The following is a 16,228-nucleotide window of genomic DNA, read 5'->3' as shown; positions in this document are numbered from 1 at the left end:
CGCATCATTCACCGAGTCAGGACTTGAAGTCCGGGCTCGGTTATTTTTTTTTGAAAAAGCAGGTCGTCAAAATGCAACGGATTAGTCGGCATCGGAGTAGATCGTCCCGGGCAAAGAGGGTAGGATAGTAGGGGGGACTCTATAATTATTTTCACATATGGCAAAGGGTGGACAATCATGGTAAGACTGCTGCGGGGCATCCCTTGGAAATCGATTCGGGTCAAGCTGGTGCTTGGCCTGCTTGGCGTTACGCTGCCGCTTATAGTGCTGCTGATCTACAATAACGCATACAGCGTCAACGTCATTCATAACCAAGTGGCGAATTCAAACAAAAATCTTGTTTCGGTTTATATGAAGCAAATCGACGACCAGCTTTCCGAGGCGGAGCGTCATATGATGGGGCTGCTCATGTCGGAATACAATTTGCTCACGATGGGCGAGCCGAGCACGGATGATGACGACTACATCATGGCAAAAAGCAGCGTGTCGCGCCGGCTAGCTTCCGACCTGATCGTCTATCCTTATATTGACGGTTTTTTTGCTTATTCGATACCGAGAAGCGATATGGTGGAAGCCTTCCGGTACGACTTGACCTACCGCGAGCTGACGGCGGTGAGACAGGCGCTCTCGAAGCGCGTTCACGAGCTGGCTGACAAGCCGGGCCGCATAAATACGGAATGGACCGCTCTGCGAATTGACGGTCACTATTACCTGCTGCGCATGTTCGGGTCCGGGACGATTTATATGGGCGCGCTGATTAAAGCGGAGTCCATGCTAAAGCCTCTCAACGTCATGCAGGCCGGCGATGCGGGCGCCACATTAATCGTCGGGGGTTCGGGCGCGATTTTGTCCAGCACGCGGGAGTTAAAGGGCGAAGGGCTCGATTTCACGCGCGGCTTCGATCAATATTACTTATCAGGAGAAGAGGAGGACTATCTCGTTGTAGGGGAATCCTCCATGAAAGGCGATTTCAGTCTTGCGGCGGTCGTGCCGGATAAGCTGATTTTGGAAAATCTGCCTTATCTCGCGAAGGCGACTTTGATCGTCATCGTTATTGCGCTATTTATGCTGCCGCTCGGCTTATGGTTTTTGCGGAAAGTGCTCTTGCTACCGCTGCAGAAGATGACGAAGGCGATGCGCCGGATCGGCGAGGGCAATTTTCAAATGAAGATCGAGGAATCGCCTGTGCCGGACGAGTTCCTGCTGGTCAACCGGACCTTCAATCAAATGATCTCGCAGATTGAGGAGCTCAAAATCAACGTGTACGAGGAGCAGTTAAGCAAGCAGCGTGCGGAGCTCAAGCATCTGCAGCTGCAGATCAATCCTCACTTTTTTATGAATTCGCTCAATATTATTTATAACTTGATTCAAGTGAAGCAATACAGCCTTACGCAGGAAATGACAATGTGTCTGGTCCAATATTTCCGTTATATGCTCCGAAGCAATCAGCCGCTGGTGCAGCTGAAGGACGAGCTCAGCCATGCGCAAAACTTCCTTCGAATCCAGCAGCTTCGGTTCCCTTACCAATTAAAATGCGACATTCGCATGCCGGATTACCTCGGGGATACGCCGATACCGCCGCTGCTGCTTCAGACCTTTATCGAAAATACGATCAAGCACGCCGTTCGGACCGGAGAGACGATTACGCTTACGATCGAAGCTTCGCTGGATGAGCTTGCCGAAGTGCCGATGACGGTGATTTCCGTTCGCGATACCGGGCAAGGCTTCACCGGCGAATCGCTTGTGGCGATACGCGACGGGAAGCCCCCGGCGGACGAAAAAGGCGAGCATATCGGGTTATGGAACGCGCGCGAGCGGCTGCGGCTGCAATTCGGAGACCGCGCTTGGATGAACTGCTACAATGACGAGCCGCATGGCGCCGTCGTCGAGGTCGGCATTCCGATGAGAGCATAGGCAGAGAGGATGAGCAGAATGCGACAACTATTAATTGTTGACGATGAACGGATTGCCGTGGAAGGGCTGAAATCCGGCGTTCAATGGGAAAATATAGGGATAACGAAGCTGTTCGGGGCTTACAGCGCCGACCAAGCCAAAGACATATTCGGCAGCGAGCGGATCGATATTATGATTTGCGATATCGAGATGCCACATGGCAGCGGACTGGAGCTGCTCGCCTGGGTGCGGGAGCATTATCCCCGCACGGAAACGATCTTTCTGACCTGCCATGCCGACTTCCATTACGCGAAGCAGGCGATTCAGCTCGGCAGCTTGGACTACTTGCTCAAACCGATCCCTTACCGCGATTTGGAGGAGACGGTGAAGCGGGCCGTCGAGAAGCTCGACAAGGAATCCCGCATGTCCGAGTTCAACCAATACGGCAAATATTGGGTGCAGTATCAGCCGCTGCTTGTCGAACGGTTTTGGCTGGATATTCTGAATCAGACGATTCCCGCAGCCCCTCCGGCGGTCAGGAAAGCGGCGGAGGAACGCAACATTCCGTACGCGGACGATATGCCTTTTCTGCCGGTGCTGATCCATATCCGAAGATGGCATAAGGACATCACGCTGCACGACGAAAAGGTAATGGAGTACGCGATCCGCAAATCGGCCGAAGAGATATTGCTCAGCAGCTTGGAGAATGGGCTGACGGTATTATTCGGCGACCGATTGCTGCTTGTGCTGATAAGCGGAGAATCCGAAGCGGCCGGCGGAGAACGGGTGAAGGACGCTTGCTATAAGCTGGTCGAAGCGTGCCGGTCTTACTTTTACGCCGGCGTAACCTGTTCGATTGGGGATATTGCGTACGGTCATACGATGGCGTCGATGTTCCAGCGGCTGCGCCGGCTTGATGCCGATAACGTGGCGAATGACCAAGGCGTATTCTCGCTCCACGACCGTCAGACCGCGGAAACGGGCAGTTTGCCTCCCGATATGGGAGTCTGGTCCGTTCTGCTGATGGAAGGCGCCGAAGAGAAGCTGCTGCAGGCGGCCTCCGATTATTTGAAGCGGCAGGCCGAGGCAAACCTTCTGAGCGCGGCGCTGCTGAACCGCTTTATTCAAGATTTTCAGCAGATGGTCTATTACGTGCTGCAAGTTAAAGGCATTCAAGCGCATCGGCTGTTCGGCGACTACAGCTCGACGGAGCTGTATAACGCGGCGACGCGCACGGCAACCGACGCCTTGAAATGGATGGGCCATATTGTGAGCAAATCCGTGGCTTTCATGTCCTCGCTCGATCAGACGCAGAGCGTAGCGGATCGGGCGAAGGCCTATATACGGGAGCATCTGACGGAAGAGATGACAAGAGAAGATATTGCAAGCCATGTCTATTTGAATGCGGATTATTTGACCCGGCTGTTCAAGAAGGAAACCGGCATGTCCATATCCGATTATGTGCTGCAGCAGCGCCTTGGCATTGCGGCGGAGCTGCTGACCGGCACGGATTTGCCGATAAGCGCCATCGCCAGCAAAGTCGGCTACGCGAATTTCTCCCATTTCTCCCGGATGTTCAAAAAACATATGGAGCTTGGACCCGCCGAATACCGGATCTCCCGCCAGAACAAATAAATGCGGGATGCAGGTCGGGAAAGTGCATGCGATAGGTCGTCATCGGAGCAGAGGCTTCGGCTCCCGCAGTCGTACAATAAGGACGTCAACAACAAACGATTACAACAAACGCGGGGGGAAACACATGAAAAAAACAATGCGAGCGATGAGCCTGCTGCTTCTGTGCGGGATGCTGCTACTGGCGGCCTGCGGCAAAAGCAACAACGGCAATTCATCGGGCAACGAAGGCTCCGGAGCGGAGAACGCCGCTAATAACGGCGGCACGCAGGCGGAAGCGAAGATCGAGGAGATAACGGTAGCGTTCCCGGTCATTACCGCCTCCACTCAAGAGCTGCAGCTGGTCGAAGATGAAATCAACAAGATCACGGAAGAGAAAATTCAAACGCATGTCAAATTTTTGCCGATCAACGCGGGCGAATGGGCACAGCGGATGAACTTGATTTTCAGCGGCGGAGAGAAGCTGGACCTGACGTACGTTGCAGGCCAAATGTACAGCAACATGGTGGCGAAAGGCCAGCTGATTGCACTCGACGAACAGCTTGCCGCGAACGGCGAAGGCATCAAGTCCGCGCTTGAAGAGAAGTATCTGAACGCGACAAAAATCGGCGGACAGATCTACAGTGTGCCGACGGTGCGCGACCTTGCCGCAAGCTATGGTCTAACCATGCGCAAGGATCTGGTCGAGAAGTATAACATCGACATCACCGCGATCAAGACGCTGGACGATGTGGAAAATGTGCTGAAAACGATTAAAGAAAAAGAGCCGAATGTTGTGCCGCTTATTCCTGGCGGACCGGGTCAATCCTTCCGCGAAAACTATTTGTGGTATGATCCGCTCGGCGACACGATGGGCGTGCTGCCGAACTACGACAACGGCCTGAAAGTTGTCAATCTGTACGAAACGCCGGAATACAAAGCGTTCCTGGATCAGATTCGCAACTGGTATAAGTCCGGCTACATCTTAACGGACGCCGCGACGAACAAGACGACGACGTACGAGCTGATCAAATCGGGTAAGGCGTTCGCGTATCTGGCGATGCAGAAGCCTGGCTTTGCCGCGCAGGAGACGAAGATGTCCGGCACGGAAATGGTCACTGCCGAGCTGCTGGCGCCAATGGCTACGACAAGCAACGTGACAAGCGCGAGCTGGGGCATCCCGGTTCATGCAGAGCATCCGGAGCATGCGATGAAATTCCTTAACCTGATGTATTCGGATCCGGCGATCGTGAACCTGTTCGACTGGGGCATTGAAGGCAAGCATTACGTGAAGGCGGAAAGCGAGGGTGACAATGTCATCGCTTACCCGGAAGGCAAGGATGCCGCAACAGTAGGTTATAACATGCTGAGCTGGGTGTTTGGCAATAACTTCCTGGCGTATGTCATGGAAAGCGATGACCCTCAAATTTGGGAGAAAACGGCAGAATTCAACAAATCGGCGAAACCTTCCAAGGCGCTCGGCTTTGTGTTCGACGCGTCCGCGGTGAAAACGGAGTTTGCGGCCGTGTCCAACGTCGTCACTCAATATAAGCTGCCGCTTGAGACGGGCAGCGTCGACCCAGAAAAGCTGCTGCCTGAATTCATCGAAAAGCTGAAGTCGGCGGGTATTGACAAAATTATCGCCGAGAAGCAGAAGCAATTGGATGAGTGGGCGAAGGCGAACTCCGTCAATTAATGAACTTGAACAGTTGCCCGGCCAATCGAGCGTTGGCCGGGTTTGTTTTTCCGATTTTTGCAAAAGAGAGGGAGAGAACATGGCGAATACGACTGCGCAACGCAAGAGAAGGTTCAGCCTTCGCAGATACATCCCGCTGTATATTATGATGCTGCCGGGTCTCGCATATTTGATCATCAACAACTATTTGCCGTTGTTTGGCTTGTCAATCGCATTTAAAGATATCAATTACGCAAAAGGCATTTGGAATAGCGACTGGGTAGGCTTTAAAAACTTTGAATATTTATTCAAAACGACCGACGCTTATATCATTACCCGAAATACGCTGCTTTACAACGCCGTTTTTATCGTGCTGGGACTCGCTATCGCTATCGTGATCGCGATTTTGCTAAATGAAATCAGAAGCAGGGTTGCGAGAAGCTTTTATCAGAGCGTCATCCTTCTGCCGTTCCTGATTTCCATGATTTTGGTCAGCTATCTGGTGTATGCGCTCCTTAGCGTCGACTCCGGTTTTATGAATAAAACGATATTACCGATGCTCGGACTCGATCCGGTTACTTGGTATCTCGAGCCGAAGTACTGGCCTTATATTTTGACCATCGTTCATATTTGGAAGGGCGCAGGATATTCCTGTATCGTGTTCCTTGCTGCGATTATCAGCATCGACAAGGAGTATTACGAGGCCGCGGAGCTGGACGGCGCGTCGAAGTGGATGCAAATCCGCAAAATAACGCTGCCGATGATTACGCCGATTATATCCATGCTGGCGCTGCTTGCGATCGGGCGAATCTTTTACTCCGACTTCGGCTTATTCTATCAGGTGCCGATGAATTCCGGCGCTTTGTACGAAACGACGAACGTCATCGATACGTACGTGTTCCGCGGTCTGATGCAGCTGGGCGACGTCGGGATGTCGTCGGCGGCCGGCTTCTATCAATCGCTGGTCGGCTTCGTGCTTGTCCTCGTATCCAACTATATCGTACGCAAATTCGACAAGGATAACGCCTTGTTCTAGGAAGGAGCCATCATATGACTAATCAATATCGAGGCTGGCAGGTATCTGCGCATATCCTGTTAGGTTTATTCGCCCTGGCATGCATCCTTCCGTTCATCCTGATGTTCATGTCTTCGATTACGGATGCGGATGCCATCGTTTCGCAAGGCTATACGTTTTTCCCTACCAAGCTTAGCTTTGGCGCTTACGATTATTTGCTGCAAAACTCTGAGATGGTTTTTCACGCTTATGGCATTACGATCCTAACGACGGTCATCGGCACGACAGTCAGTCTGCTCATTACATCGATGCTTGCTTATCCGCTCTCCCGCAAAGATTTGCCGGGCGGGATGGTATTCGCCTTTATCGTGTTTTTTACGCTGCTGTTCAACGGCGGTCTAGTGCCGACCTATATGATTTATACGCAAACGTTCGATATCAAAAACACGCTGATCGCGCAAATCGTGCCGTGGCTGCTGATGAACGGGTTTAACGTGCTGCTGATGCGGGCCTTCTTCATGAACAGCATTCCGACGCCGGTCATCGAATCGGCCAGCATTGACGGAGCGGGGGAATTTACGATTTATTCCCGCATCGTCCTGCAGCTCTCGCTGCCGATTATGGCGACGGTCGGATTGTTCCAGGCGCTGGCCTATTGGAACGATTGGAACAACGGACTCGTGTTCATAACGGATGCGGAGCTGTACAATTTGCAAAATGTGCTCAACAAAATTATGAGCGACATCGAATTCCTCTCCAGCAGCGCGAGTATGGGCTCCGGAAGCATCATGGCGCTGCTGCCAAGGGAGACATTCCGCATGGCGATTGCGGTCATCGGAATCGTTCCGATTCTGATCGCGTATCCGTTTTTCCAAAAGTACTTTGTTAAAGGGTTAACGATCGGCGCCGTGAAGGGCTGACGAATGAATGGAGGAGAACGATATGATCGGATTATGGCATGCCTTTGTGGAGACGCCTTCGATGAAGCTGAAGATACAGTTTAAAGTTTCCAAAAAAGCGAATTATATGCTGGACATTGCGACGGAGCCGCTTGCAATACCTATTCCAATCGAATCATTGACAGTCGACGGCAGCCGGCTGAGAGGAGAAGCGAAGGCGTTCTGGATGCCCGGACAAACGATCGTCGTCGAGCTTGCTTTCGAGGAGGATTCCGTCAGCGGAGAGATGGATATGCCGGGCATCGGAAAGCTGCCTATCAAGGGATCTAGCGGACGCGGGCCACAGCTGTCGGAGGAGCTGGCGGATACCGTTCGGTTGTATCGCAATCCGGATGCGTCTACCCGGTCCGATGCCGAAATCGAGGACCTTGTCGAGTCTCTGCTCTCGAAGATGAGCTTGGAGGATAAGGTCGGGCAGCTGTTCCAGGTGCCGGCCTCTAACTTCTCGTTCGGCAACGCCGTGAAGACGGACCCGCCGGAGAAGCTGATCGCCGAAGGCAGAGCGGGCTCCGTGCTCGGCGCATTCGACGTCCGCCGCGTATTCGAGCTGCAGAAGATCGCGGTCGAGCAGTCGCCGCACCGCATTCCGCTGCTGTTCAACGCGGACATTATCCACGGCGCGCAGACAATATTCCCCGTGCCGCTCGCCTGGTCCTGCAGCTGGGATCCCGAAGCGGTCAAAGAAGCGTGCGCGATCGCGGCCAAGGAAGCCAGCGCCTCCGGCACGGTGTACAATCACGGTCCGATGGTCGATGTCGGACGTGACCCCCGCTGGGGCCGAGTCGTGGAAGGTGCGGGCGAGGATCCTTATCTAGGGGCGCTCTTCGCGAAAGCGCAGGTCGAAGGCTTCCAGGGCGAAAGCTTGTCGGATCCGGAGACGATTATCGCCTGCTTGAAGCATTTCATCGCATACGGTGCAGCTGAGGGAGGCCGCGATTACAACACGGTCGATATTTCCGAGGCGACGCTTCGCAACGTCTATCTGCCGCCGTTCCAGGCGGGCTTGGAAGCGGGAGCGGCATCGGTAATGAACGCCTTTAACATTTATCAAGGCGTGCCGGTTGCGGCTAACCAGCCGCTGCTTGTGGACCTTCTTCGCGATGAGCTTGGCTTTGAAGGCGTGCTGATCTCCGATTACGGCGCTGTGGAGGAAATTGTGACGCACGGTTACGCCGAAGACGAAAAAGAAGCGGCGCGTATGGCTGCTCTAGCGACGATGGATATCGAGATGGCCACGCGGTCGTACGAACACTTGCCGCAGCTCGTTCGAGAAGGAAAGGTGCCGGAGAAGCTGATCGACGAGTCGGCGCGGCGCATCTTGCGGCTGAAATATCGTCTCGGCTTAATGGATGATCCATTCCGTTACGTGCGTCCCGAGAAGGAAAAAGAATACCATTTCCGCGACGATCATTTGAAGGCAAGTCTGGAACTGGCGCGCAAATCGATCGTGCTGCTCAAAAACGACGGCGCTCTCCCGCTCGCGAAGGAAGCGGAGAGGATCGCGCTGATCGGACCGTTCGCGGACAGCCGGGATTTGCTTGGTCCTTGGCAGTTCTCGCGCTACAGCCACGAGACGGTAACGCTCTATGAAGGATTGCGGGACATCGGCTATGCGGAAAATCAGTTATTGTACGCGCAAGGATCCGGCGTTACGGAAGCGATCGAAGGCGGTATTGAAGACGCGCTGGAGAAAGCGTCGCATGCAGATCTTATCGTGCTGGCGCTTGGCGAGAGCAGCGACATGTCCGGCGAAGCGGCCTCGAGGCTCAGCATCCATCTGCCGGAGGCGCAGCTCCGGCTGGCGGAAGCGGTCGCGGGGCTGGGCAAACCCGTTGTGCTTGTGCTTACGAACGGCCGCCCGCTCGTCCTCGATTGGTTCCACCGCAATGTGAATGCCATTGTGGAAACATGGTTCCTTGGCTCGCAAGCGGGACATGCGATCGCGGAAGTGCTCACGGGAGAATACAATCCATCCGGGAAATTGACGATGAGCTTCCCTGCTCATGAAGGTCAGGTTCCGTTGTATTACAACAGCTTCCGCACGGGGAGACCGATTACGGAGCAAAACAAGCATACCAAATATATATCCAAATATATCGACGGCCCGAATGATCCGCTTTATCCATTCGGTTACGGATTAAGCTATACCCGGTTCGATTACTCGGAGCTTCGGCTTGACCGCAGCGGGATTGCCGGGGACGAGAAGCTGCGCGTTACAGTCACTGTAACAAACGCCGGCCGGTTGGCGGGAGAAGAAACGGTTCAGCTGTACATTCAGGACCTTCATGGCAGCGTCGTTCGTCCGGTCAAGGAGCTGAAGGGCTTCCGGAAGCTGCGTCTGGAACCGGGCGAGAGCCAAGAGGTTGCGTTCGAAATCGGCAGAGACGACTTGGCGTTCTGGTCGCCGGCGAATGGTTATGCGGCCGAAGAGGGGGCGTTCGTCGCTTATATCGGCACGAGCAGCGCCGAGACGCTGTCGGCCTCGTTCAGTTGGAGATGAGCGCATGAACAGACGCCTCGTTTTTGAGGATTGATAACAAGGAATAAGGGAGGAATCGGCAATGGAGAATAAGCGGGATTTGAAGGCTATAGTCGCGCAAATGACGCTGGAAGAAAAAGCGGGGTTATGCTCCGGGCTCGACACTTGGCATACGAAAGGAATCGAGAGGCTCGGCATACCTCCCGTTATGCTGACGGACGGCCCGCACGGGCTACGCAAGCAGCGGGGCTCGGCCGACCATTTGGGCTTGTTCGACAGCGTGCCCGCGACGTGTTTTCCGTCCGCGGCCGGCGTCGCGAGCTCATGGAACCGCGAGCTGATCGAGCGGATGGGGCAGGCGCTCGGCCGGGAATGCCAGGCGGAGAATATCGCCGTGCTGCTTGGACCGGGAGCGAATATAAAACGTTCGCCGCTTTGCGGGCGAAACTTTGAATATTTTTCCGAGGATCCTTATTTGTCCTCGGAGATGGCCGCTCATCATATTATGGGCGTGCAAAGCGAAGGGGTCGGCACGTCGCTTAAGCATTTTGCCGCCAATAACCAGGAGCATCGGCGGATGACCTCCGATTCGATCGTTGACGAGCGGACGCTGCGCGAAATTTATTTGGCCAGCTTCGAAGGCGCGGTCAAGAAAGCGCAGCCATGGACGGTGATGTGCTCGTACAACAAGGTGAACGGCGAATACGCCTCGGAAAACGAGAGGCTGCTGACGGACATTTTGAAGGAAGAGTGGGGTCACGAAGGGATCGTCGTGTCGGACTGGGGAGCGGTGAACGACCGGGTGAATGGGCTGGCCGCAGGGCTGGAGCTCGAGATGCCGTCCAGTTACGGCGAAGGGGACCGGGCAATCATCGCGGCCGTGACGGACGGCCGTTTGCCGGAGGAGAAGCTGGATGCCGCCGTCGAGCGGCTGCTGAGCGTCATCTTTAAAGCGGCAGACGCGCGCAAGACGGACGCGTCCTTCGACCCCGAAGCGCATCACGCGCTGGCCCGCGAGGTTGCAAGGGAGAGCATGGTGCTGCTCAAAAATGAAGACGGCCTGCTGCCGCTTGCTCGCAAAGGGAAAATAGCGGTCATCGGCGAGATGGCGAAGAAGCCTCGCTATCAAGGGAGCGGCAGCTCGCAGATTAACCCGACGCGGCTGGAAGATATTAGCGAGGAGCTGGCGAAGTCGGCGGGACCGAGTGCCGAAGTCGGCTACGCGCAAGGGTATCATTTGGACAGCGACGAGATGGACGCGGACTTGATACGCGAAGCGGCTGAGCTCGCCGCGCGTTCGGACGTCGCCGTCCTATTCGCGGGGCTTCCGCGCAGATACGAGTCGGAAGGCTTCGACCGGCAGCATTTGCGCATGCCGGATAATCAGACGGCGCTGATCGAAGCGGTTGCGGCGGCGCAGCCTCGGCTGGTCGTTGTGCTGAGCAACGGCGCTCCGGTTGAAATGCCGTGGATCGGCAGAGCCAAGGCGGTGCTTGAAGCTTACCTTGGCGGCCAGGCGCTCGGCGGCGCGATCGCGGATTTGCTCTTCGGCGACGCGAATCCGTCCGGCAAGCTGGCGGAGACGTTCCCGGTGCAGCTTAGCGACAATCCTTCCTACTTGTTCTTCCCGGGCGAGGGCGACAAGGTCGAATATCGGGAAGGGCTGTTCGTCGGCTACCGGTATTATGACAAGAAGCGGCTGAAGCCGCTGTTCCCGTTCGGGTACGGACTGAGCTATACGACATTCGAATATTCGGATATCGCGGTCGACCGTTCGGAAATAACGGATGAAGACGTCCTGCATGTAACGGTTAAGGTTCGTAATACCGGCAGCCGCGCGGGTCAGGAGGTTGTTCAGCTTTATGTGCGGGACTGCGCAAGCAGCGTCATCCGTCCCGAAAAGGAATTGAAGGGCTTCGAGAAGGTCGCGCTCGCGCCGGGAGAAGAGAAGGAGGTCGCGTTCCGCCTCGATAAGAGGAGCTTCGCCTATTACGACGAGGACGTCCGCGACTGGGTCGTCGAGACAGGCGAGTTCGAGCTTATAATCGGCAAATCTTCGCAGGAAATGGTCCTGTCGAAGACGGTTGCCGTCGCTTCGACTCGGGTCAGCCGGACCGTCTATCACCGAAACTCCACGATTTCGGATTTAATGAAAACCGAGAAGGGAGCGGCTTTCGTCGAGCAGCTGGTCGGCATGCTGCCATTTGGCGCTAACCTGGCCGAAGAACATAAGGCAATGCTGATGGCGTTTATGGAGCAGATGCCGCTGAGAGGCTTGCTCTCCTTCAGCGGCGGCAAGTTTACCGAAGAGAAGCTGTCTCAGGTGCTCATTCATCTCAATAGCTAATTCGCAAATAGGGGGCTGACGCTGTGTCCGAATTATTACGTTTGTATCCTGCGCCTAAAAAGTTGTCGCTGCAGGAAGGGAGAACGGCGCTCTGCGGCAGCTTCGAGCTGTATGCGGAGGACGCGCAAACGTCGCGGTTCGCCGCAGCAATAAAGCTGATGGAACGGATGGAGGATGCGATGCGGCGGTTACCGCGGCGCGACGAAGGGGCTGTCGCCGAAAGCTCCACGAAGCTGCGGCTCGTTTACGAAAAAGAGCGCCATCCGCAAGGATACGGCCTGACCTGGGATGGAGCCGCGCTGACCGTCGTCTGCAGCGAAGCGGCCGGCTTGCATTACGCGGCGGTGACGCTGGAGCAGCTGATCGTCCGCAACGGGCTGGTGTGGGAGCACTTCCGCATCGAAGACGAACCGGATTTTCCGGTTCGCGGTATGCTGCTGGATATCGGCCGCGGCAAAATACCGAAAAAGGAGACGGTTCTAGCGCTTATAGACCGGATGTCCGAACTGAAGCTTAACCATCTGCAGCTTTATATGGAGGGCTTCTGCTTCGACTATCCGTCATACCGCGAGTCGTTTCCGGAGGCGACGCCCTTCAGCGCGGAGGAGTTCCGCGAGCTCGACGCTTACGCGAAGGAACGTTTCATCGATTTTGTGCCGAACCAGAATTGCTTGGGGCATATGTGGCCGTGGCTGGCCAAGCCGGTATTTGCCGATTTGGCGGAGCATCCGGGCGGACAGCCTACTCCGCTGTCCTTCAAGCTGCCGCCGACGACGCTGAACCCGACGGATGACCGTTCGATCCAGCTCGTAAAGACGATGTTTGATGAATTGCTGCCGAGCTTCTCTTCCAGCTATGTGAACGTGAATATGGATGAGCCGTTCGGCCTTGGCACCGGACAAAGCAAGCCGCGCGCCGATGAAATCGGCGTTGGCCGACTATACCTGGAATATGCGGAGAAGGTCATCGAGATCATCCGCGGCCATGGCAAGCAAACGCTAATGTGGGGCGACATCGTGACGAAGCATGAGGAGGTTCTGCCGCTGCTTCCGAAGGATGTTATCGTTCTGGATTGGAATTACGAAGACCATACTTCGTTTGAAGCCCATTGCAAGCTGCTGTCCGAAAGCGGGCGAACGTTCTACGTTTGCCCCGGCACAAGCACTTGGTCTGCGATTACGGGGCGGACGGATAATATGCTCGCGAACATCTCCGATGCGGCGCTTCAAGGTAAAATATACGGCGCGAAGGGGCTTATCGTCACCGATTGGGGCGACACGGGACATTGGCAGCCGCTATGCGCAAGCTTCCCAGCGTATGCGTGGGCTGCCGGTCTCAGCTGGCAGCTGGAACAAAACTCGGACAACCGAGCAGGCATGGAGCGATTTGTTTCCGAATCCATGCTGCGCGACTCGACCGGCGGCGCGGGAAAGCTGCTTCTGGAACTCGGCCGGTACTACCGCCTGGAGAACAGCACGCTGGAAAATACGACGTACACCAGTTATTTGCTGCATCGAGGGCTGTCGTCCAAAGAAAAGCTGGAAGAAGATTCGCAATGGATGGTGAAATTGCTCGTACAAATCGGCGGCCGCGGCATTCCTTTCGCGCTTGACTACCGTTACGAGGAAATGCAGGAGTGGCTGTCCGAACGGGAAAGCGAGCTCTCCCGCATCAGCTTGGATACCCCGGATGGCGATCTGGTCATTCAAGAGCTTTCGAACGCGATTCGGCTTATTAGGCACGGAAGCGGCCTGCATCGGTATATATTCCGAATCGGACTGCCCGACGTCGAGTCGGAGCTGCAGTGGCTGAACCGCCTGCATGCCGACCTCACGGAAACGATCGAAGCATTTAACCGCCTTTGGCTGGCGCGTAATCGTCCTGGCGGTCTAGAAGCAAGCAATCGCGATCTGTATAAGCTGCTCGGCCAATACGAGGAGCGGATTCGGGAGCTGAACTCGGAAAGCGGGTCATTAACCGGTAACTAGATGAAATTGTCAGTCGGGAAGCCGTCCAAAATCAGCGCGGGTCTCCGAATGCTATAGCAGAGGTGATCGCGATGAAGAAAAAACACTGCTTATTCTGCAACGAGCTGGCGTCGTTCGAGACGGCCGGCGATTACGATACATTCGGCGGCTGCATGTGCGCCCCGGAAGGCCGTTATGGATTACGGCAAGGCGCATATTCAGCCATACAATCGTTTCCCTATGAGAAGAAACGGGCGCTGCTGCCGCTCGTCTCGGCGTTTATCCGCGAGTGCTTCGAAGAGGGCGAACCTGTTCAACTGACGCTGGAACAGGTGGAAGCGATCGCATCTTCGCCGGACGTTCCGATGACTCAAGACGAGAAGAAGAAGCGGCTGCTCCGGTATTTATACCGCCGAACGGAAGCGCCGTTGGAGCCGGTCCACCTGCATCCGATGTCCCGTCATTTCAATCTTGCTTATTCGACCAACCTCCAGGAATTTGTTTTTATCATTGAGCAGCTGCGGGACAGCGGTCATATCGTTCGTGAAGGAGCGGTGCTCAAGCTGACGGAGCAAGGCTGGCTGGACGCGGCTTCCGTCGCCGGCGGCGGCAAGCGGAAGCGGTGTACGTTCATGGCGGGAGACGACAGCTTCGGACTCGAGCTTTATCAGCATGTGCTGCCGGGATTAGAACAATGCGGCTATCAGACCCAGCTGATGCTGCCGTCGGCCTTAAGAAGCTCAGGAGGAGAAGAGTGGGCTAGCTTGCCGGGGAGTAAGCTTTTTATCGTCGATTTGACGGGATCCGGTCCCGAAGCTTATTTTACGGCAGGTTATGCGGCTTCCGAAGGTCTACCCATTCTATGGACGGTTCATCGCAGTCAAGCGGAGGCTCTGGTCCCGCACAACAAATGGATCAGGCCGATCATCTGGGACACGGCGGAGGAGCTGGTTGCTCTGCTTCAGCAGCGGGTGTAAGCGATTTTCGATGGAAGCGGACGGTACGGTGGAAGATAAAGAATGGCAGTGTACAGGATGTTAACCTCTCACTGCCATTTTTTGTTGCCTTTTTGTTCGCGGAAATGGTGAGGCCTCTTAGCCATCTACGACATCATAAATGATTCTCGAAATGATATCCTGCCGGTAATTGCCGAAATTTCGCCCGAATACCGTCAGCCCCCCGCTTTTGGTGGAATCCGAAACCGCGATCCGGAATTTAATGTCCGAGGTTTGCGAAAGGCCGATGTCACCCAAGGTTGTATCCGAAATGCGGCAGCCGTCGATGAAAGTGCCCTCGTCATTAATGCGGAGCAGCTTGAGCAGCCCGAATTGATTCAAGTGAGGAGGCCACCACTCCGGATTGCATATGCCTTTCTCTCCGCCGAAATCGCCCGGCGAAGTCCACATGCCGAGCCTCGTGTTGTTGATGGAGAAAATAATATCCGATGGGTAATTGTTGTTATAGCCCGGGGCTTCCGAGCTGAGCTCCAATATAAATTGCAGCTCCTTGAACCGTTGGTTCGTTTTTAAGTAATTGGGAATCCGGTATTCCAGATAGCCTTGGGCCAGCCAGATGATGCCGGCATCGATATGCTGCGGATCGGCGAAGTATCTCGAATCGTCAAACTCTCCGATGATGCTGTCTTTCGTCGCAAGTCCGCATGTCGGCTCAGCCGCGTAGTCCGAATAATGGCCGACTCGTATTTCGACCTCGTATACGTTTTCGTTCCCGCTTGATTGAAGCTCAATCGTCACGATGTCTTCATGCAAATAGCAAATTTTTTGGATGCCGTGCTTGCCGACGGTGTTCATAATTTCAATGAGGCCGCTTTCTTCCAGCTTTTTAATATGCATCGTTACGGCGCCGTTCGTCAGCCCAAGCCTCGTCGCGATTTCGTTCAGGTTTAAGCTTTTATTTTCTTTAATCATTTCTAAAATTTCGATGCGGATTTCCGAGCCGAGCGCTTTAAATATAGGCAAACCGGACTTCAAATCTTTAATATGAATCAAAATGACAGCCCCTTCCGGCATTCGATTTAGTTCATTATAAATGAAAACGTAAATCTATGAAAGACGCCGTGAGAACAAAGGCAGGAAAGAAGCGGGGTAACAGGTTTGTCGGTTATTTAGTTTATAAAAACTTAAAATTAAAGAAATATTAAGCGCTTTATTTTAGTATTGACAGAATAAAAGTTGTTTTGTATTCTTTATTTATGAATTGGTTAGTAAAAAGGTAAATCATTAAGGCTTTTATTCCGAAAAGGAGTTAAGCATAGCAGGATC

The 16,228-nt window shown here is 54.5% G+C and carries 10 protein-coding genes; 9 read left to right on the top strand and 1 reads right to left on the bottom strand.

Going from position 1 to position 16,228, the window contains the following annotated elements; translation table 11 throughout:
• Positions 1 to 177: 177 nt before the first annotated feature.
• From D3P08_RS04715 to D3P08_RS04675, 9 genes are all read left to right on the top strand, one after another.
• Entirely contained in the window at positions 178 to 1,914 is a 1,737-nt protein-coding gene (locus D3P08_RS04715; protein ID WP_119598287.1) for a sensor histidine kinase, read from the top strand.
• A gap of 18 nt (positions 1,915 to 1,932) precedes the next feature.
• Complete coding sequence (locus D3P08_RS04710; protein WP_119598286.1) at positions 1,933 to 3,528, top strand: response regulator; 1,596 nt, start codon at positions 1,933 to 1,935, stop codon at positions 3,526 to 3,528.
• A gap of 124 nt (positions 3,529 to 3,652) precedes the next feature.
• Positions 3,653 to 5,200, top strand: a complete 1,548-nt coding sequence (locus tag D3P08_RS04705; RefSeq protein ID WP_119598285.1) for an ABC transporter substrate-binding protein — start codon at positions 3,653 to 3,655, stop codon at positions 5,198 to 5,200.
• A gap of 79 nt (positions 5,201 to 5,279) precedes the next feature.
• Positions 5,280 to 6,215 carry an ABC transporter permease gene (locus D3P08_RS04700; RefSeq protein ID WP_119598284.1) on the top strand — a complete coding sequence of 312 codons (936 nt, stop codon included), beginning with the start codon at positions 5,280 to 5,282 and terminating at the stop codon, positions 6,213 to 6,215.
• A gap of 14 nt (positions 6,216 to 6,229) precedes the next feature.
• Positions 6,230 to 7,114, top strand: coding sequence for a carbohydrate ABC transporter permease (locus D3P08_RS04695; RefSeq protein WP_119598283.1), 885 nt, complete (start codon positions 6,230 to 6,232; stop codon positions 7,112 to 7,114).
• Between the two features lie 22 nt (positions 7,115 to 7,136).
• Positions 7,137 to 9,653, top strand: a complete 2,517-nt coding sequence (locus tag D3P08_RS04690; RefSeq protein ID WP_119598576.1) for a glycoside hydrolase family 3 N-terminal domain-containing protein — start codon at positions 7,137 to 7,139, stop codon at positions 9,651 to 9,653.
• A 61-nt stretch (positions 9,654 to 9,714) separates the two neighbouring features.
• Entirely contained in the window at positions 9,715 to 11,979 is a 2,265-nt protein-coding gene (locus D3P08_RS04685; RefSeq protein ID WP_119598282.1) for a beta-glucosidase, read from the top strand.
• Between the two features lie 23 nt (positions 11,980 to 12,002).
• Positions 12,003 to 13,967, top strand: coding sequence for a beta-N-acetylhexosaminidase (locus D3P08_RS04680; protein ID WP_119598281.1), 1,965 nt, complete (start codon positions 12,003 to 12,005; stop codon positions 13,965 to 13,967).
• Between the two features lie 71 nt (positions 13,968 to 14,038).
• Positions 14,039 to 14,923: a hypothetical protein gene (locus tag D3P08_RS04675; protein ID WP_119598280.1), complete on the top strand. Its 885-nt coding sequence runs from the start codon at positions 14,039 to 14,041 to the stop codon at positions 14,921 to 14,923.
• A 117-nt stretch (positions 14,924 to 15,040) separates the two neighbouring features.
• Here the strand turns inward: D3P08_RS04675 and D3P08_RS04670 are convergent, their stop codons facing one another.
• Positions 15,041 to 15,955, bottom strand: coding sequence for an ArsR/SmtB family transcription factor (locus D3P08_RS04670; protein WP_119598279.1), 915 nt, complete (start codon positions 15,953 to 15,955; stop codon positions 15,041 to 15,043).
• Between the last annotated feature and the right edge of the window lie 273 nt (positions 15,956 to 16,228).

Origin of the sequence: Paenibacillus nanensis, from assembly GCF_003583765.1 — a bacterium.
Classification (GTDB): Bacteria; Bacillota; Bacilli; order Paenibacillales; family Paenibacillaceae; genus Pristimantibacillus; species Pristimantibacillus nanensis.
Note: the sequence above shows the minus strand (reverse complement) of the source record. Positions and strands in the feature narration are given on the sequence as shown.